The sequence below is a fragment of the Mesorhizobium intechi genome, from assembly GCF_002879535.1.
Lineage (GTDB): Bacteria > Pseudomonadota > Alphaproteobacteria > Rhizobiales > Rhizobiaceae > Mesorhizobium > Mesorhizobium intechi.
The window spans coordinates 1-18326 of the sequence record NZ_PNOT02000377.1 but is presented as its reverse complement, the minus strand read 5'-3'; the positions used below and the strand labels follow the sequence as shown (position 1 = coordinate 18326).

Here is an 18326-nt window from a genome sequence, read left to right as displayed (position 1 = left end):
ATTCCGACCCGCAGCGCAGATGGCTTGCTGTGTGTTTCGGCATGGGGTTTCAGGAACTTCGCCCGGAAGCGCTGGAGAGCCAGTTCGGATTGAAGGTGGCGCTGAACCGGCTGGGCCGCGAGCGGATCAAGAGTATCGACACGCGTAGGCCCGAAGACTCGACCATCCAGACCCGCTCGCAAAACAGCCGCATTGGTCAAATCTTCGATTTCGGCGTCGACACATCGAGTATCATCCTTCAGGCAATTACCGGCAAATCAGGGGATGAAGCGTTCGGTGGTACGCTGACGGGTAGCGACGGGCTCAAGCTGAGCTGTGAAGTCGATTATGACGGAATCGATGACAAGGGTCTCACGATCATCAACTCATTCAACGATTCAGCATACCAGGAATTGTTTCCTTGGTACGGCAAGATCACGCCCATCCGGGATCGTTCGCGCGTGGACGAACTCAATCAGAACCTTGTCGCCCGGCTGCAGAATGGGCAGCTCGACGGCATCCATCTCGCACCGCCGGAAATCATCGATTATCACAACGTCGATCGGTTCAAATTCTCCGGCAGCTCACGGGCGGATGCGTTCGACGACCTTCGTCTCTCCGATTATCTGGCTCTCTTCGATGGCGAACATGTGATTACGCTTGCGGATATGAAATCGGATAAGGTGCGTGTCGCAGGCGACGACGGGCCCTTCCATGACCGTTGGTCCGTGTTCAAATGTCTATGCGCCGAGGTCCAGTTCGACGACCAATTCCACATCCTTGCATCGGACGAATGGTATGTGCTCAAGGACGATTTTGTCGCCACCGTCAACGCAGCTATGGCGGAAATTCCGCTGGCAGCCCTCCAACTCCCTTTCTACACGGCCGGCGAGAAGGAGGGCGATTACAATGCCCGCGCGGTCAATGCCCAGGCCGGCATGTACCTCTACGACAAGAACCTTGTGAATTTCGAAGGAGAGCGTGGTCGGGTCGAATTTTGTGACATTCTGACCGGTGGCCGGCAGCTCGTGCATGTGAAGCGCCGTAGCAAGTCACAAACGCTGAGTCATTTGTTCCTGCAAGGACAGGTATCCGCCGAAGCATTCCTCGACCATCCACCGCTTAGGGCACAAATTCGGGAAGCAATGCCAGCGATCGTCGGCATAATTCCCGCGGAGAGGCCCAATCCGGCCGACTATGAAATCGTCTACGCGCTTTTGCATGAGGGAAATCCGACGCTCCCCTTCTTCAGCAAGGTGGCTCTGATGAGCATCTCGAAACAGCTTCGGCGAATAAGCTACGGCGTAAGCCTGCTGTGGGTTGGCCTCGCTCAGGCCAATCCGGTTTGAACCTGCAGTGAACCGCCTGAGGCTCTTCGGGACCAAAACAAGTCATCGCGTTGTTCTAGGCTGTAATGCACCGGCTTACGCCGGCCGGTGGCTCGCTACCGAGGTCGATATGGGAATGGCAGCTTCTTGGCCCTATCAATAGCGGATAGCCAGCTTCCGGCTCTAAGGGCGCCGAGCGTGACGTTCATCGTGTAGCCCAGGTCCGAAATTCTTGGATCATTTGCGCCAAAGGCAAAGCACCTCCATGCGACAAAGCGGAATTCGAAGAGGCGAAGCGCCGCGCGGGCGATTTCGAGCATTGGATCGAAGACAGATGAAGGGTACGTCCGTCACGGTCGTACTGTTCGGCGCCGAGACTATAATCGTGAATTGGTGAGGCACGAGATCAGGCGCAGTTACCAGCTGGACAAAGGAATGCGCGCTATCGACGTCCACAATCGTCAGGCATCCCTCGAAGTGCTGAATAAGGGCGATTGCGGCGCGTTCGCGATCGAAGGTTTGAGAAAGAGATGATCTGCATATCCGGATGGCGCGTCCGCGCAATCCTTAGTGGCCAAGTATGAGGGTGAAGAGCGGCGTCTCGATATCATTGAATTTCTCGACGTATGGCGTCAGCGCGCCTCGCGGCGCGATCAACCCGTTTTCTTCGGCAAGCTCAGGCGTCTCAGCCATTCGGCTCCCGCCTTGGCGCGGGTCGTCAGACCCGCGCAGCTCTTCTATGGTGTGTCTTTCCCGGCGGCGCAGGGTTAGGCGGCACTCCCATTTAGGCCCGCCGCGACGTCCCGCAACCCTCTGCTCTCGCTTCGGGTCCTTCTCTTCGTTCCGGTCCTTCGGATGCGGTCCGCCTGAGCGGCGGCTTCCGGACGCAACTCGCCGCCTGCCCCCGTGCTAAGTGCACCATGTAGGTTAGCACTGTCGCCTGCGGAAAGGTGGCGCCGATTGCCTCCCTCTTGGCCAAGCAGTTTGCCAGCTTGCCGTCTTACCAGCACCTCGCCAGTCTCGTTGCGTTCTTGTTTAGGCCTTGCAACAGATCCTTCAAGGAAATTTACGCAAACTTTGCGAACACAACTCGCTGTCAGTGGTACGATCACACCACAGTTTCAAGTTCAGTGGCGGCATAAATCTGGTGCGTTCGTGTTCCTCCGCCGAACAGAATTTTCGAAGAGCGCGAGATGACAAAAGCCAAGCGGACGAGGTTCGGTTCTTCTATTTGGTGTCGTTCTGACCAATGATGATACTTGTCGATCGCCTAATGACAGCAGCACATCTTGATCGCCTACGGATCCTGGGCCTTTGCGCGCATGCCGACCTGACTGTCCGCGAACTAGCTACGATTCTCGATCTTCGTCGGGAGCGCGTTGCGCGACACGTCCGGATGCTCGCCAAAGCCAACTTTCTTTGCGGCAACGGACAACGTCCTTGGTCCTCATATCATCTCAATGCTGGGGGCCGGGACGGAGGGTTGATTCAATTCTTGGTCGATCTCCTACCCCACGACGATGAGTATCATGAGCGGGACCTGGAGCGGCTCGAGGCGGTACAAGACGCGTGGTCGAAGGGGACTGCTGCTTGTCGTGAAAAGATCTGCCTAGGTGGGAGTGCGAAACTACCATGAATAACTCCGCTGACGTAGCCATCGCAGAGCCCGGCACATTCGGACGGTCTTCCTTGGTCCATGTCGATTGCCGCGTTCACGAACTGCTTCTACGACAGAGGCGGCAAGAGCGGACGATGCTCAAACTCATCGCATCTGAGAACTTTGCCTCCTCAGCCGTACTGGAAGCGACCGGCTCTATCTTCGCGAACAAGTATGCCGAGGGCTACCCAGGTGCGCGCTACTACGCCGGAAACGAGATCGTCGATGAGCTTGAGACCCTCGCGATCGAGCGCCTGAAGGCGCTATTTGGCAGTGAGCACGCCAACGTCCAGCCTTATTCGGGCTCACCAGCCAACCAGGCTGTCTATCGCGCGCTTTTGAGCCCCCATGACAAAGTCATGGGGCTGCCTTTGCCCGAAGGGGGCCATCTGACTCATGGGTGGTCCGTCAACTTTTCCGGCACTGATTATCAACGCGTCCCCTATGGGCTGCACGATAAGACGCAGCAAATTGACTATGACCGCTTGCGCGAGACCGCCAGGCGGGAACGGCCGAAACTCATTTGGGTCGGCGGAACTGCCTACCCGCGTGTCTTTGACTACGCGGCAATGGCAGAAATCGCTGCGGAGGCGAACTCCTATCTCGTGGCCGACATTGCGCACATCAGCGGCCTAATTGTCGCCGGAGCGCATCCGAATCCCGTGGCCCATTGCGACGTCGTCACCAGCACGTCTCACAAGTCGATCCGCGGGCCCCGTGGAGGCTTTATTTTGTCGAAGAATGAAGATCGCTATCAGGCGCTCTATCATCCGACGAGCAAATATAATCTCGCCAAACGTATAGATCGCGCGGTCTTTCCTCAACTGCAAGGCGGGCCTCATGTGAATACCATCGCCGCGCTAGCTGTCGCTTTGCAGGAGGCCGCGACCCCGTCTTTCCGCACCTACGGACAGCAGATCGTCAAAAATGCCAAGGCGCTAGCCCAGGCGCTTCTGGACCGTGGTTATGACCTGGTCACCGGCGGGACTGACAATCACATGCTGATCCTTGATCTGCGGGCCCGGCCGCTATCGGGCAAAGCCTATGCCGAGCGCCTGGCCAAGGCAGGCATCATTACGAACTTCAACATGGTGCCGGGAGACCCGCGCGACCCGGCTGTCACAAGCGGAATCCGCTTGGGGTCGCCGGCAGTGACGTCCATGGGAATGCGTGAAGGGGAAATGGTGCAGATCGCCGCTTTCATTGATTTGGTCTGCCGCCACCCCGACGACGAGGAAGTTCATGCCAACGTGCGAAGAGATGTTGCCGACTTCTGCGCTGCGTTCGATGTTCCCGGCATCGGCGACCGGTAAGGCCGCCCGAATCCAGAAACTCCCCACCCGACTCCAACATTTGAAGCGAGGCCATTCCATGACCAGGCAGTTCGTGTTCTCTTCCGAATCCGTCGGCGCGGGACACCCCGACAAGATGGCAGACAACATCTCGGATGCCATCCTCGATGCCATCCTCCGCACCGACCCGAAGGCGCGCGTCGCCTGTGAAACGTTGGTGAAGTCAGGGATGGTCGTTCTGGCTGGCGAGATCACCAGCCACGCGGAGATCGATTACAGCCAAGTCGCCCGCGATACGATACTCGATATTGGCTACGACGACGATGCCATCGGCTTTGATGGTCGACGTTGCGCCGTCGTTCTGGCTCTCACCGAGCAGTCGCCCGACATAAGCCAGGGCGTTGATGAAGGACGAGGGCAGGATCTCGAGCAGGGGGCGGGGGATCAGGGCCTCATGTTTGGATTCGCTTGCAACGAGACGGATACATTAATGCCCTTGCCGATCCAACTGGCTCATCATTTGACGAAAAGACAGGCAGAGATCCGGAAAACGGGACAGCTCGGCTGGCTGCGTCCAGACGTGAAATCTCAAGTGTCCGTACGCTACGATGGTCTCCGCCCGGTGGCGCTGGACACCATAGTCCTGTCGACGCAGCATGACGCGGCGGTCTCCCAAGATACAGTCCGCGAAGGCGTCATTGAGGAGATCATTAAGCCGCTCTTGCCGCCGGGCTTGGATACTTCGGGGATCAGATTTCTGGTCAACCCAACAGGGCGGTTCGTGGTCGGTGGGCCTGCCGGCGACTGCGGTCTCACTGGACGCAAGATCATCGTCGACACCTACGGTGGAACGGGGCGTCACGGCGGCGGCGCCTTTTCGGGCAAGGACCCGTCCAAGGTTGACCGCTCGGCCGCCTATGCCGCCCGGTATGTCGCGAAGAATATCGTTGCCAGCGGCCTTGCGGAGGTCTGCGAGGTTCAACTTGCCTACGCGATCGGCGTGGCCAGTCCGGTTTCTGTCATGGTCAACACCTTCGGAACCGCAAGGATCGAGGAAAAACGGATCGAGCGCCTTATTCTTGAGCTGTTCGATCTCCGACCGAAAGGCATCATCAAGATGCTTGATCTCTTACGCCCGATATACCGCAAGACGGCGACATACGGACACTTCGGCCGTGAAGAGCCTGAGTTCACCTGGGAGAAGACGGACAGAGCCGACGACTTGCTGCGTGAAGCAGGACCGGCAGCTGCGTGAGGGCCCGCTGGGTCAAGCGCATGCGGCAACCCATTTCAACTCGATAGACCCGCGCCTGCCCGGCATAGCAGAAAGCCGGTGGGTAGTTGGCGGAGACATTGATGCCGGATTATGACGTGCTTTGCATCGGCAATGCCATTGTCGACATCATCGCCCAGTGCGACGAGGAATTCCTCGAGACCAACGGCATCATCAAGGGCGCGATGAACCTCATCGACACACAGCGCGCCGAGCTGCTCTACAGCCGCATGGGTCCGGCGATCGAGGCCTCCGGTGGCAGCGCCGGCAACACTGCGGCGGGCATCGCCAGCTTCGGCGGCCGCGCCGCTTTCTTCGGCAAGGTGTCGAACGACCCGCTCGGCGAAATCTATACCCACGACATCCATGCGCAGGGTGTCGCGTTCGATACCCGGCCGCTCAAGGGCGAGCCGCCAACTGCACGCTCGATGATCTTCGTCACGCGAGACGGCGAGCGCTCGATGAACACTTATCTCGGCGCCTGCGTCGAACTCGGTCCGGAGGATGTGGAGGCCGACAAGGCGTCTAGCGCCAAGGTCACCTATTTCGAGGGCTATCTGTGGGATCCACCGCGCGCCAAGGAGGCGATCAGGCAGACGGCCAGACTGGCGCACGCTGCGGGCCGCGAAGTGTCTATGACATTGTCGGATTCGTTCTGCGTCGACCGCTACCGCGACGAGTTCCTCGAGCTGATGCGTTCCGGCACCGTCGATATTGTCTTTGCCAATAGCCACGAGATCAAGTCGCTCTACCAGACGTCGTCTTTCGACGAGGCGCTGGCGCAGATCCGCGGGGATTGCCGGATCGCCGCCGTCACCCGATCGGAAAAAGGCTCGGTCATCGTGCGCGGCGACGAGACCGTGGTGATCAAGGCGACCGCGATCAAGGAGCTGGTCGACACGACAGGCGCCGGCGATCTCTATGCCGCCGGTTTCCTGCATGGCTACACGCAAAGCCGCGACCTCAAGACCTGCGGCGACCTTGGCTCACTGGCGGCTGGATTGGTAATCCAGCAGATCGGCCCAAGGCCACGGCAGAATCTGCGCCGCGAGGCCGAGCAGGCGGGGTTGATCTAGCCGGGCGATTCAACGACGAGCATCTCTCCCCTCCTGCGGACTGTGCGGGAAAGTGCGTGTAAATCGAAATGTCGGATGCGCATCAGCGTGGGACGCAGCGGCTGAATGTCACGATCGAAAGGTTGATGGCGGTGCCCGCCCTTCAGCGCGACCCTCTTGCCGTGCGATATAGGGAACGCGTTCGTATCAGCAGCTCGACCTATCGCATATATTGCTCACCCGCCATCGTCGACCTCGTGTGGCAACAGGTCGGCCGGGATCGTGATGCGATCGAGCGGCTAAGAGGCCAACTGGTGAATTGACATCAACGCATCGCCGATTGAGATTATTCTGCCGGGAGCGCAGTGCGTTGTTCAAGCCAGTCGGACGATCATGGGCAAATATAAAGACCATCGTGAGCCACGCCGGTATCGTCATGACGATGACGCGGTTTCTTTTTCCGAACGGTCTTCCGAGCCGAGCTACTTTCAGCGTTCGACAATCGTAACCGCGGATCCTGTCGACGCCGAAGTGATCTGGTTCAACACCAGCAAGGGTTTTGGCTTTGTCAAATTGCCGGAGGGCATCGAGGCCTATCTGCACATCCGGGTGCTGGAGGCGGCCGGGAGCCGCGGTGTTTCCGAGGCAACGCGTCTCAAGGTCACAACGGAAGAAAGTCCAAGAGGTCATCAGGTCACGCAAGTGCTGGAGGTCGGCGATCAGACCGCGAAACCTCAAGTCCATACGCGTTGCACTGGAGAGTCCACCGCCGGGACGAGCGCCCAGTTGGAGAGCGAGGGCACGGTCAAGTGGTACAATCCCCAAAAGGGCTTCGGCTTCATTGCTCCTGAAAACGGTGAGAAGGACATCTTCGTTCATGCCACAGCACTGACCCGCTCAGGACTAAGCATGCTGATGGAGGGCCAGAAGGTGTTTGTCCAATGCGGACAGGGCAAGAAAGGCCTGGAAGTCCGGAGCATTCGCCTCCTTTAGAGCCAAATGGCCCTACCGAAATCGCGCCTCAGAAGAAAAAGCCCGCTACCGGGAGGAGGTGGCAGCGGGCTCGATTTCGAATGAGACGCGGGAGGAGGTGCGCCCCATTCAGCGTCGGCACCACATCTGGGAGGAGTAGATGGCCGACACCATGATCATACCGATCGTCGCGGATATTGCAACGCACAAATTTCATCTCGCGAGTGCGAAATGATGCCGGATCCGATTAGCCGATCCTGAAAAAACTGCGGTCAGGCTGCGGCTTTCTTGCCGGCACGCTTGGCAGGTGCCGGCGTTTCCGGTTCCTTCGGCTTGCGGCCCAGACCCATGGTCTTGGCCAATGCCGAGCGCGCCGCAGCGTAGTTCGGCGCCACCATGGGATAGTCCGCCGGCAGCTCCCATTTCGCGCGATATTCGTCGGGCGTAAGGCCATAGTGGGTGGCCAGGTGACGCTTGAGCGACTTGAACTTCTTACCGTCCTCAAGGCTGATAATGTAATCGGGCATAACCGATTTTCTGATCGGTACGGCAGGCTTGAGAGCTTCCGATTTTTCTGGTGCGGCACCACCAGCTGTGGCTTTCAATGCGATGTGGATCTGGCCGATAAGCCCAGGCAGTTCACCGACGGGAACCGGATTGTTCGAAACATAGGCTGAGACGACATGGGCGGTGAGTTCGATGAGGCTGTCAGCTTTGCTCTCGGTTTCTTCGGTCATAAAAACGCTCCTGCGGGCTTGGACTAGGCGGTGAGAATCACTTCGTAGCTTAATAGTGACGACAGCGTTTGATGGCAACCAAAGCCATTGCAGGATGTGGCGGATCGCTACGCACCCGGCCGCAGTCGCGGATGTTCCGCTTGAACCGTCATCGCCCTGACAACACATTGTGTCAGGGTCGCCTCGCGTCGATGCGGCGCCTCTTCACACAAATTGACTATTTGGAAGGTTGGAGGAACTAATGAATGCTAAAGCTTTCAGCAGCCCGCTTTTCGTGAGGCGCGCAACGCACATCATCCAAGAGATTGCCGGCCTTGCGGATGCAATCGATTTTCTCAATGAATGGCCGGAAGATCGCAGAGACCTGATCCACGAAGCCGCCCTGAGGGCATGCTACGATGCATACGATGGGCGCAAGCCGGTAAGCACGGCGCGCAATGCCTTTTTCGGCTTTGCGAAGCGGGTCGCCATATTGGAAGATCCAACCTCCGCGATGCAGTGGATCGCCGCCTGCAGATCGGGCAGTGGAAAAGTGCAGGTGTAGACTTCGACGACGAGTTTGAGACTGGCGAGGCGCGTCAAACAGTGCACTATGTCCAGGCTTCACAACTAGACCACGCGAATGAGAAGCAGTTCCTCACCACCGACTGTAAAACCGCAGATCGCAAGCAAGCTGACCATGGCCAGACGCGCCTCACAGCGATCGCTTCGTCGCCAAGGGCGAGGTTCGGCGGCTGCAGGCAGTGGTCGCGTTCGGCTGAGTAAAGAAATGCGACCCGGGCTGTTTGCCGCATAGTGGCTGTGGAGGATGGGGATGACCGGCTTGATCAGATTTGAGAGACCAGTCGTTGTTCAGGTTAGCCGCCGCAGCTCGGAGCGTACCGTGTTCGACGTCAACGACGCGGCCGCTATCTTGCTGCGGGATCTGCATCATGAGACCGATAAACGCAGAATAGCGATGGACACCTGTCTGCAGGTGTTACGCGGTAAGACCCATTCACCAGCCGCTCGACGAGCCTTCGTCGCAGCCGCGCTCGAAGCACGCATTTTGCGCAGCGATTGAGATTTAGCACGCCGCCCATGAATCTCGGCCATCTGCGCGTCGCTATTGGGCGCGGTCCGAACACCCCCGCCGGCCGCCAGGAGCAAGCCAACCCCGCACTTTCCCCGATGGCTTTCCTGGCCCGGTGCCGGATCTTCACCATCAAAACACAAGGGGTCCGCCAGCCAGATGCGGCCGCTCGGCTTCGCCTTCGCGGCGATCGTTGGAGACAGAGGCAGACGGGGCCATTAAGGAGAGTTGGCCCGCTGCAGATGGCAGAGCATCGATGCCGCCTCAATAGTCTCCAGAAGTGCCGTTTGAACCTTCCCCAGCTTAGCCCTGTATCCGGTTTCCCGGAACACGCTCCGCGGACCGGCGCCGCGTGATCGCCGATGCCTCTCCCGATGGTCGGGAACGGGGTTTCGGCGATCAAGGTCGGGGAGACGATAGTGATACTGGATGATCCCGATACGGAATAATCCGAAACTGGCTGGCGGTGAGCCGCCTCGTTTCTGGCCGGCTCATTTGAGGCCAAGCCTCCTTCGATCGCCAGCCAACGGCGAAGTCTGGAAAGCTGACTTCGACGCGCCGTAACAAGGGCCGCGGCCAGGCCAAGCTTGCCGAGGCGCTTCGTCACCGGCAGCGCGATTGCCCTGGGTGCGCCGGATAGACTCCCCCTCGATGCCCGGTGTGGCGTTGCCGCTCACCGCCGGCGAGTGTCACCGAGCATCACCCAGTCTGCGCTTTTTTCCGAATTGCGCGTGCCGCAGCCACCATGTTCATCAGGGCAGGGCGGACCTCCTCCCATCGGCGCGTCTTGAGACCGCAGTCGGGATTCACCCACAGTTGCCCATCCGACAATCGCTCGCGCGCAAGCATGATAAGGTTGGAAATCTCCCCCACTTCCGGGACCCGCGGCGAGTGAATGTCATAGACGCCAGGACCGATCTCGTTCGGATACTTGAAGGTTCGAAGCGTATCGAGCAGTTCCATCTGCGAGCGCGAGGTTTCAATGGAGATTACATCGGCATCCATTGCGGCAATCGCGTCCACGATATCGCCGAACTCGGAGTAGCACATATGGGTGTGGATCTGGGTCGCATCGCCGACGGCCGTTGAAGCCAGCCGGAAGCATTCGACGGCCCAGTCGAGATAGGCCTCCCAGTCGGCCTCGCGCAGCGGCAAGCCCTCGCGCAGTGCGGCTTCGTCGATCTGGATCATCCTGGCGCCGGCCTTTTCGAGGTCGCTCACTTCATCGCGAATGGCGAGCGCGACCTGGCGGCAGACGGCTGAGCGGGCAAGGTCGTCTCGGACGAAGGACCAGTTGAGGATCGTCACCGGGCCGGTAAGCATGCCCTTCACCGGCTTCGGCGTCAGCGACCTTGCATATCGCCACCAATGTAGTGTCATCGGATTTTGTCGCGACACATCGCCAATGATAATCGGGGGTCGCACGAAGCGCGAGCCATAGCTCTGCACCCACCCATGTTGCGTGAAGGCAAAGCCGCGGAGCTGCTCAGCGAAATACTGCACCATATCGTTGCGCTCGAATTCGCCGTGGACCAGCACGTCGAGTCCGATTTCCTCTTGCCAGCGAACGGCGGCTTCTATCTCTTTTTTCAGGAAGGCCTCATAGTCGACGTACCTCAGCTCGCCCTTGGCATGGGCTGCCCGCGCCTTGCGAACCTCGGCTGTTTGCGGGAAGGAGCCGATCGTTGTGGTGGGGAAGGATGGCAAGCCAAACGTGTCGCCCTGAAGCTTGGAGCGCACGGCGAATGCGCTCTTCCGGCGCGTCATGGCGACCTTGATGCTGGCGACCCGACCTTCGACGAGCGGATCATGCACCTTAGCGGATGTCGCGCGAGCGGCGGCAGCCTCAGCCGACGCCTCTAGTTCGGCGGCGACCGCGTCCCGGCCTTCAGCCAGGGCACGGGCGAGCACGACCAGCTCGTCGGTTTTTTGCGCCGCGAAGGCGAGCCACGACTTCACATCCGCATCGAGTGCCGTCTCCATGTCCAGGTCGATCGGCACATGCAGCATCGAGCAGGACGGGGCGATCTCCACGCGGTCCAACGGCCAGCCGGCGACGATCGGCTTGATGCGGTCAAGTATGGCAGGCAGGTTCGCGCGCCAGACGTTGCGGCCGTCGATCAGCCCGAGCGAGAGCACAAGTTCCTTCTGCGCGAGCCGGCCGACGGTCTCCAACTGCTCTGGAGCGCGCACGAGATCGACGTGCAGTCCCGCCACGGGCAGAGAAATTGCGGTCTCGAGATTGTCTCCCAGCGATCCGAAATAGGTAGCGACCATGATCTTCAACTCCGGTGCTGCTTTTGACAGCCGGCAGTAGGCGAATTGGAGCGCATCCCGTTCGTTGGGAACCAGATCGACCACGAGCGCCGGCTCATCGATCTGCACCCAATCGGCTCCCGCGAGCTTCAGCCTCCGCAGGAGCTCCTCGTAGACGGGCAGCAGCCGTGGCAGGAGCGCGATAGGGTTGAAACCTTCCTCAGGTGACTTCGCCAACTTGAGAAAGGTAACCGGTCCAAGCAGGACCGGGCGCGTGTGGATGCCGAGCGCCTTGGCCTCGAGGAAATGATCGACCGGTTTCGCCGACGAGAGGGCAAAGCTCTGATCGTCGGTAAGTTCCGGCACAATGTAGTGATAGTTGGTGTCGAACCATTTGGTCATTTCCATCGCGGCAAGGCCATGCCCGTTGGCCGCATGCTCGTCACCGGCATATCCGCAATCAGCGGCGTGATCTTGGTTGCCGCGCGCCATTGCGAAATAGGTATCGAGTGGGACCTCGCCGCCAGTCCAGACGTATCGTGCCGGCACGGCGCCGACCATGGCGACGGTGTCGAGCATATGGTCATAAAGCGAGAAATCGTTGGACGGGATTTTCGACACGCCGCGATCGTGCTGCTCCCTCCAGCTGGCGGCGCGTAGCGCCTTCGCCGTCGCGAGCAGGTCGGCAGCGGGAGATTTTCCGGACCAGTAGCTTTCAAGCGCGAATTTGAGTTCCCGCCGTCGACCGATACGCGGCACGCCGAGCGTTGCCACAGGAATTTGTTGAGAGACAGTCATGCCATACCCCGATGGTTGGGGCGTGGGGACAAGGAACGCGCGAGCAGGCGGCACGAAGCCGGGCTACTGCGACCACCGAGACACCCCGCCCGTGGACGTTGTTCGTCGTGGCAGGTCTCCTGGCTCGCGGGTCAAAGCCTCTGCCCGTCTTCCCGAGGCCGTTCGCCTCAGTGACACCAATGGGCTTGGCTCGCCGCTAACAGTTGCGGGGGCAGCGCCGGCATCGCACCGGCTTCCCTCTTAGCTCCGCTACGGCAGTGCCGCGCGGAGAACCATGACATACGCACAATCACAGCCGCTTCGCTCCTTGTCAATACATATAACAAGATGTTTATGTGATGATGCGAATAATGCCCTTGCGCTGATCGGTCTCTTTCGCCCAAAGCCGCATTCGATGCGGCCTCTCATCAGTGCAGGCTCGGAGAGGTCCTTGTCCCCGGATCAGATGGAGGTCGCCGGGCCCAAGGCGTAAAGTCGGGCCAGGTCGTCACGGTCCGCCGGGAATCCCGGTATTTGTTCCCCGCTCGGCTTCGCTCGGCGTGCTTGCGCACTCGCCCATCAGCACGCTGATAACCATGTCCGGAAGCGGAAAGGAGAGGTGGCGCCTCAGGTCGGCGGACTGGGGCTGGGCCGCCAGCGTCTCGAACAACTGCGCGGCGATCGCCTCGACCTGCTGCGCGAGCAGCTTCACCCTGCGGTTGCTGAAGGCCGGCGCCACGATCGTGCTTAACCGGGCATGCTCGCCCCCCTCGTGCGAGACCAGCCACCCCGGCGAACCGAGAATCACCGAATCCGGGGTGAATGCCGCACTCTCTAAGCGACGGAAGGGCGGAAGCTGACCGGCAGGCGCTGCGGGCAGCGAATGACGTAAGACGGCATGTAGACGACGTCCTCCGCAGCGATGGTCAGCGCCAGGTCCTCCAGCCGCCCGAACAGCGCGGGGAAGGCGCAGCGCAATTCCAGGCGCGCCAGCGCAGCGCCCAGGCAGGAATGCGGCCCCTCGCCGAATGACAAATGCGGGTTGTGCCACCGGGTGACATCGAACCTGTCGGCGCCGGGACCGAAGGCCTTTTCGTCCCGGTTCGCCGCATGGAACGCCATCAGGACGGCGTCGCCGCGGCGGACCATGCATCCGTCGATCTCCACGTCCTGGGTGGCATAGCGGAACGGCAGATTGGCCGCTGAGCTGCCCCAGCGCAGGATCTCCTCGATCGCCTGTGACCACGGAACTTGGCCGCTGCGCACCAGGTGCAGTTGCTGCGGATGCGTCAGCAATGCCAGCACGCCATTGCCGATGACGCCGGCGGTGGTCACGAAGCCCGCGGAGAGCACCATGAACAGCATGTCGATGAGCTCGGTGTCGGAAACGAGCTCGCCTTTGTCACGCGCGACGATCAGGGCCGAAGCCAGATCATCGCCGGACTGGCCCCGCTTGAGCGCGATCAGGCGACGGAAGAACTCCGGGATGCGCTGCCGCGTCTGTCGCACCTCTTCGGCTGTGGCGGAGGTGTTGGCCAGGCTGTAGGTGAGCGCGACGATCTCTTCGCGCTGTTCGTCCGGCAAACCGAACAGTTCGGCGATCACGTTGGTGGGCAGCGGAGCGGCGAACTCGCACATCAGATCGGCACTGCCGCCGCGCTGCGCCATCTCGGCCAGGAGTCGATCGACGCATTGTTCGACCCGTGGCGCCAACAAGGCGATACGACTGGGCGCGAAGCTGCTGGACAGCAGGCCGCGCAAGCGCCGGTGATCGGCGCCGTGCGCCGTGGTCATGTTGTCCACTTTGCATATCCCGATCAGCGGATGATCCTCGGGAATCTCGCCGTCCTGCAGCGCACGCCACTGTCGCCAGTCCTTGTTGAAACGCTGGTCGGAAAGCATCTGCCTGAGCGTCTGGTGACGGCCTGCCGCCCAGGTCACCACATCGCCTGGCAGCGACACTCGCGCCATCCCCCCCTGCTGCAGAATCGCGGAAGAAAGACGATCAAGTTGCGTGGGAGCCGCCGGCACACCGATCACGTCGCAATGATCGTTTTCTACGCGCATGCCAACAACTCCCCTAAGAACCATCGCGGATCCACTTCTCGGCACGGATGATCCGCGCGCGGACTTCGAAAAGTGCCCCCCCGTGTGCTTCGTCCTCAGAAGCGGTAGGTGAGACCTGCGCCTATCAACCAGGGATCGAGCTTGGCCTTGCCCGTGAGCTTGGCGCCGGCGACAGTGACGTCGAAGTCGGGCTTGAGGAAAAGCTTCTTCACGTCGAAGTTGACGCCCCAGTGCTGGTCCACCATGTAGTCGAATCCGACCTGCAGCGCGGCGCCGAATGTATTCTTGACCTTGAGATCATCGGCGCTGCCGGCTTGCTGATGATAGAAGATCGTATAGTTCACGCCGGCGCCGATATAGGGCTTGAAGGCGCCGAAATCGGTAAAATGATACTGCAATGTGAGCGTGGGCGGCAGCAGCCAAACCTTGCCGACCTTGCCCAGCCCGCCGATCGCACCTTGGCCATCGATGTTGGCATAGGTGGTGCCGAGTATGAGTTCGGTGGCGATGTTGTCCGTGAAGAAATACGAAATATCGAGTTCCGGCGTCACGGTGTTCGAATAGGAAAGACCGGAGCCGGGCACCGCATTGACATAGCCCGAATCCTCGGTGATCACCCCCAACGCACGCAGGCGGATCTGCCAGGGGCTTGGCGCTTCCGCGACGCAGGCTTCTGCCTGCGGGACGCTCGCGGCTTGATGAACATCTGCCGCGCCGGCCTGTCCCGCAACGATGAGGACGACAGCCGCTGTCATTGCCCGCGCCACGCCAATTCGCGCTCTCGCCATACTTTTCTCTCCTTGATCTTCAGAAGCGACGCACTGCGCCTTGATTGAATCCTGCTCGCATCAATCGAGATTGACGGAGCGCTCATGCGGGATAGCCCCCGCATGTGTCGTGCCAAATGAGAAAATGATTGCAAAACAATGCGGTCACTCTGATAGCGCTGTGTCTGATGTCCGACTTCGTCGAAGATCCGACAATGAGTGCAGCCGTACCCGCCCCTGGTAGCCGTTCGTCAACATCGGCCGGCAGTTCGTTGGCACGCTCGTACTCGGCTTCGAGTTTTGGCGTATTCTGCGTTCAGCGCCTTGATCGTCGCCTGCTGCTTCGCCGTCAGGCCGGGGAACGTTCCAGCCAGTTGGCGCAGTCGGAGGGCGTGACCGTAAGGCGTCTCGACCGCGACCGATCTGGGCGGGAAGTCCTTTGGCAGCATGCGCCAGCCGCCATCCGATCGGGCCCTGTAGCGGATCGCGTTCAAGACCTCGCGCAGGTCCGTCACCACGCGCCGCCCGGTCTTGGCCGCGCCCGGCAGGAACGTTGTATCCGCGACCATTCCTCATCCGTCAGATCGGAAGGGATAGCGTTTGGTCTTCTTCTCGATATCGGCCATCCGGCCACGCGTCGCTCGGGTCCACATCCCAAGCTTGAAACACGATTAATCCCGCCAATCCGCTGCCCCTGCAGCAGGCCCCTCTTCGGGCGGCAATTAATACTGCTTCGGTTTGAAATTCGCTACGAGAGAACGATATCGTTGTGACGACCGACCCGGATTGATCATCAAGTGGCCGATACCGCCGTAGAATGCGACGAAAAGGCGCGCGGCCGTTCTGAACCTCCGGGGCGGCCGCCGCGCAATCGTGCGGTGATGAAGCACACCGACGTCCTTGGCGGGCTCGATTACCTGGCGGCGGATTATCACTGGCAGGACTTCTCCAAGCACGTCCACAATGAGTATCTGATCGGCCTGATCGAGCGAGGCGTCCATGATGTCTGGTGCCGAGGTGAGGTTTGGCACGCCGGTAGCGGCACCGTCGCGACCTTCGCGCCCGGCGAACCGCATTTCGGGGGTGCTGGTGACGATCTTGGCTGGAGCCAGAAGATCTTCTACATGCCCGAAGGCCTTGTCCGGCAAGTCCTTGAGGACAGCGGCCAAAACGAACCCGGAACGATCGACTTCAAGAGCCCGTTCCAGGAGAATGCCCCAGTTGCACACGGCCTCAGCGCGTTTTGGCGCCTGCTTGAACATGGGCATAGCTCGGCACTGGAGATCGAGGAGTATCTGATCCGTTTCCTGCCCCACGTCTTCGCAGAGGCCGGCGGGTCGCGCGTTGCTGAGCCAAAATTCGTGCCGCCGAGGTTCCGCGACGTGCGTGACTTCATCCATGCCCACTTTGACGAAGTTCTGCAGCTCGCCGCCCTGGCCGCCCTCGCCGGATGCTCCAAGGCGACGTTGATCGAGGGCTTCAAGGCGCATTTCGGGTTGCCCCCCACCCGCTACCTCATCCAGGTCCGCATCGACGAGGCGCGACGGCTGCTGAGGCGAGGTCACCACGTCGCCGAGGTCGCCGTCGCGGTCGGGTTCGCGGACCAGAGCCACCTGACCCGGCACACCAAGGCGGTGCTGGGCGTGACGCCGGCGCGTTACCTCTCGGTTTGAATATCGTTCAATAAAGCGCGCGGCGAACCGTCTAGCTTGGACGCTCAATGGATGAAACGAGCGTCAAGACTATGAACGAAAGCAAGCAGACCCGCCCCCGCGGCTTCACCAGCGACAACATCGCCGGCGTCTCCCCCGAGGTGATCGCAGCCATCACCGCGTGCGCGTCGGGTCAGGCGCTTCCCTACGGCAACGATGAGCTGACGCATACCGTCGAGCGCCAGCTCGCCGAGATGTTCGAGCATGCGGTCGACGTGTTCCTCGTTTCGACGGGGTCGGCGGCGAACGCGCTGGCGCTCGCGGCGATGACGCCGCCATGGGGCAGCATCCTCTCGCACGCCGACGCACACATCAACCGCGACGAGTGCGGCGCGCCGGAGTTCTACACCGCCGGTGCGAAGTTGGTGCAGCTTCCAGGCGAGGCTGGCAAAATCGACCTCGACGCCTTGGCGGCCAATGCAACGCGCATGGCGGGCGACATCCACTCGGTCCAGCCCTCCAGCGTCAGCATCACGCAGGCGACCGAGATGGGATCGGTCTACGCGCTCGACGAGATCAAGGCCATCAGCCATATCTGCCGGTCAGCGAACCTGCCGCTCCACATGGACGGTGCTCGCTTCGCCAACGCCCTCGTCACTCTGCGCTGCTCGCCGGCCGAGATGACGTGGAAGGCCGGCGTCGACCTTGTGTCGTTTGGCGCCACGAAGAATGGAACCTTTGGGGTCGATGCGGTCGTCTCGTTCCGCGGAGATCTCGCGAGCACGATCGCCTTTCGCCGAAAGCGGGCCGGCCAGTTGAGTTCCAAGATGCGCTTCATGGCGGCGCAAATGGACGGCTATCTGAGGGACGGTGTCTGGCTTCGCAACGCGGCCCATGCCAATTCCATGGCATCGGCGCTCGCGCGGGGGTTGGCCCTGGTGCCTGGCGTGAAAATCCAGCAGCGTCCCGAGGCCAACATCCTATTCTGCCGACTTCCCACGTCCCTAATCCGAGGGCTGCTCGATATGGGATTCCGCTTCTACCATGATCGCTGGGAGCCTGGGATCGTGAGGTTCGTCACCTCTTTCGCGACGACCGAGGCCGACGTGTCCGACTTGATCGGCGCGGCAACCAGCCTCTGCGCACCGGTCGGCTCGGCTCGTGTTCCGGCTGGCGCCGAATGAGTTGTGGCGACCGTCGAGCGCTCTCGCCGCCCGTCACGGATGTCCTCTTTGCTCGACTGCAATGTCCGAGCGTTCTGGCCGCACGAGCATCTCAGGCTGTATCTTTTGTCCCAGGCTCAGACCTGCAAATTCATCTTACCTCGGCAAGGCGGCTGCACCGTACGGTTACGGAGTAACCCGGTCGCTTTTCCGTAAGAAGATCCCTCATTGGCGCAATTCACCTCAGGTCATCCGTAATCCTGCATGCCTGTAATATAT

The 18326-nt window shown here is 60.6% G+C and carries 14 protein-coding genes, 2 pseudogenes and 1 riboswitch; of the genes and pseudogenes, 9 read left to right on the top strand and 7 right to left on the bottom strand.

Annotated features, from left to right (window positions below; genetic code table 11):
• The coding region (locus C1D09_RS31810) for a DUF6119 family protein (RefSeq protein WP_143977890.1) at nt 1-1328 on the top strand (1328 nt) is incomplete at its 5' end.
• A gap of 546 nt (nt 1329-1874) precedes the next feature.
• Here the strand turns inward: C1D09_RS31810 and C1D09_RS34175 are convergent.
• Entirely contained in the window at nt 1875-2000 is a 126-nt protein-coding gene (locus tag C1D09_RS34175) for a hypothetical protein (RefSeq protein ID WP_281288666.1), read from the bottom strand.
• A 939-nt stretch (nt 2001-2939) separates the two neighbouring features.
• On the opposite strand from C1D09_RS34175, the gene C1D09_RS31795 reads away from it, so the two are divergent.
• The 4 genes from C1D09_RS31795 to C1D09_RS34170 all read left to right on the top strand — a co-directional run bounded on the left by C1D09_RS31795 (nt 2940) and on the right by C1D09_RS34170 (nt 7577).
• Complete coding sequence (locus tag C1D09_RS31795) at nt 2940-4277, top strand: serine hydroxymethyltransferase (RefSeq protein WP_143977888.1); 1338 nt, start codon at nt 2940-2942, stop codon at nt 4275-4277.
• Between the two features lie 58 nt (nt 4278-4335).
• Nucleotides 4336-5511 carry a methionine adenosyltransferase gene (gene metK, locus C1D09_RS31790; protein ID WP_143977887.1) on the top strand — a complete coding sequence of 392 codons (1176 nt, stop codon included), beginning with the start codon at nt 4336-4338 and terminating at the stop codon, nt 5509-5511.
• 101 nt (nt 5512-5612) lie between these two features.
• Nucleotides 5613-6605, top strand: coding sequence for an adenosine kinase (locus C1D09_RS31785; RefSeq protein WP_143977886.1), 993 nt, complete (start codon nt 5613-5615; stop codon nt 6603-6605).
• A gap of 372 nt (nt 6606-6977) precedes the next feature.
• Complete coding sequence (locus tag C1D09_RS34170; protein WP_143977885.1) at nt 6978-7577, top strand: cold-shock protein; 600 nt, start codon at nt 6978-6980, stop codon at nt 7575-7577.
• A 251-nt stretch (nt 7578-7828) separates the two neighbouring features.
• On the opposite strand, the gene C1D09_RS31775 is transcribed toward C1D09_RS34170, so the two are convergent.
• Nucleotides 7829-8293, bottom strand: a complete 465-nt coding sequence (locus C1D09_RS31775) for a Ros/MucR family transcriptional regulator (protein ID WP_143977884.1) — start codon at nt 8291-8293, stop codon at nt 7829-7831.
• Between the two features lie 241 nt (nt 8294-8534).
• On the opposite strand from C1D09_RS31775, the gene C1D09_RS31770 reads away from it, so the two are divergent.
• Together C1D09_RS31770 and C1D09_RS31765 are read left to right on the top strand one after the other, a co-directional pair.
• Nucleotides 8535-8837, top strand: coding sequence for a DUF982 domain-containing protein (locus C1D09_RS31770; protein ID WP_064987298.1), 303 nt, complete (start codon nt 8535-8537; stop codon nt 8835-8837).
• A gap of 270 nt (nt 8838-9107) precedes the next feature.
• Nucleotides 9108-9356, top strand: coding sequence for a DUF982 domain-containing protein (locus C1D09_RS31765; RefSeq protein ID WP_143977883.1), 249 nt, complete (start codon nt 9108-9110; stop codon nt 9354-9356).
• Nucleotides 9357-10064: 708 nt separating this feature from the next.
• On the opposite strand, the gene metE is transcribed toward C1D09_RS31765, so the two are convergent.
• The 5 genes and pseudogenes from metE to C1D09_RS34000 all read right to left on the bottom strand — a co-directional run.
• A complete protein-coding gene (gene metE / locus C1D09_RS31760) occupies nt 10065-12395 on the bottom strand; it encodes a 5-methyltetrahydropteroyltriglutamate--homocysteine S-methyltransferase (RefSeq protein WP_143977891.1) in 2331 nt (776 codons plus the stop codon).
• A 116-nt stretch (nt 12396-12511) separates the two neighbouring features.
• A riboswitch (cobalamin riboswitch) is annotated at nt 12512-12711 on the bottom strand.
• Nucleotides 12712-12972: 261 nt separating this feature from the next.
• A pseudogene (locus C1D09_RS31755) lies at nt 12973-13227 on the bottom strand (cytochrome P450); the annotation flags it as partial.
• A gap of 5 nt (nt 13228-13232) precedes the next feature.
• Nucleotides 13233-14465, bottom strand: coding sequence for a cytochrome P450 family protein (locus tag C1D09_RS31750; protein WP_143972509.1), 1233 nt, complete (start codon nt 14463-14465; stop codon nt 13233-13235).
• A gap of 95 nt (nt 14466-14560) precedes the next feature.
• Nucleotides 14561-15220 carry an OmpW/AlkL family protein gene (locus tag C1D09_RS31745; RefSeq protein ID WP_425463392.1) on the bottom strand — a complete coding sequence of 220 codons (660 nt, stop codon included), beginning with the start codon at nt 15218-15220 and terminating at the stop codon, nt 14561-14563.
• A gap of 437 nt (nt 15221-15657) precedes the next feature.
• Nucleotides 15658-15885, bottom strand: a pseudogene (locus C1D09_RS34000) (transposase); the annotation flags it as partial.
• A gap of 144 nt (nt 15886-16029) precedes the next feature.
• Between C1D09_RS34000 and C1D09_RS31735 the strand changes: the two are divergent.
• A complete protein-coding gene (locus C1D09_RS31735; protein WP_143972506.1) occupies nt 16030-16905 on the top strand; it encodes an AraC family transcriptional regulator in 876 nt (291 codons plus the stop codon).
• Nucleotides 16906-16952: 47 nt separating this feature from the next.
• Nucleotides 16953-18068, top strand: a complete 1116-nt coding sequence (locus tag C1D09_RS31730) for a threonine aldolase family protein (RefSeq protein ID WP_246135613.1) — start codon at nt 16953-16955, stop codon at nt 18066-18068.
• Nucleotides 18069-18326: the final 258 nt, after the last annotated feature.

Coding starts and splice junctions, on each gene's coding strand:
- C1D09_RS31745 (WP_425463392.1), bottom strand. CDS start 15,220: ATGACAGCGGCTGTCGTCCTCATCGTTGCGGGACAGGCCGGCGCGGCA.
- C1D09_RS31785 (WP_143977886.1), top strand. CDS start 5,613: ATGCCGGATTATGACGTGCTTTGCATCGGCAATGCCATTGTCGACATC.
- C1D09_RS31730 (WP_246135613.1), top strand. CDS start 16,953: ATGGATGAAACGAGCGTCAAGACTATGAACGAAAGCAAGCAGACCCGC.
- C1D09_RS31765 (WP_143977883.1), top strand. CDS start 9,108: ATGACCGGCTTGATCAGATTTGAGAGACCAGTCGTTGTTCAGGTTAGC.
- C1D09_RS31750 (WP_143972509.1), bottom strand. CDS start 14,465: ATGCGCGTAGAAAACGATCATTGCGACGTGATCGGTGTGCCGGCGGCT.
- C1D09_RS31770 (WP_064987298.1), top strand. CDS start 8,535: ATGAATGCTAAAGCTTTCAGCAGCCCGCTTTTCGTGAGGCGCGCAACG.
- metK (WP_143977887.1), top strand. CDS start 4,336: ATGACCAGGCAGTTCGTGTTCTCTTCCGAATCCGTCGGCGCGGGACAC.
- C1D09_RS31775 (WP_143977884.1), bottom strand. CDS start 8,293: ATGACCGAAGAAACCGAGAGCAAAGCTGACAGCCTCATCGAACTCACC.
- C1D09_RS31795 (WP_143977888.1), top strand. CDS start 2,940: ATGAATAACTCCGCTGACGTAGCCATCGCAGAGCCCGGCACATTCGGA.
- C1D09_RS34170 (WP_143977885.1), top strand. CDS start 6,978: ATGGGCAAATATAAAGACCATCGTGAGCCACGCCGGTATCGTCATGAC.
- C1D09_RS34175 (WP_281288666.1), bottom strand. CDS start 2,000: ATGGCTGAGACGCCTGAGCTTGCCGAAGAAAACGGGTTGATCGCGCCG.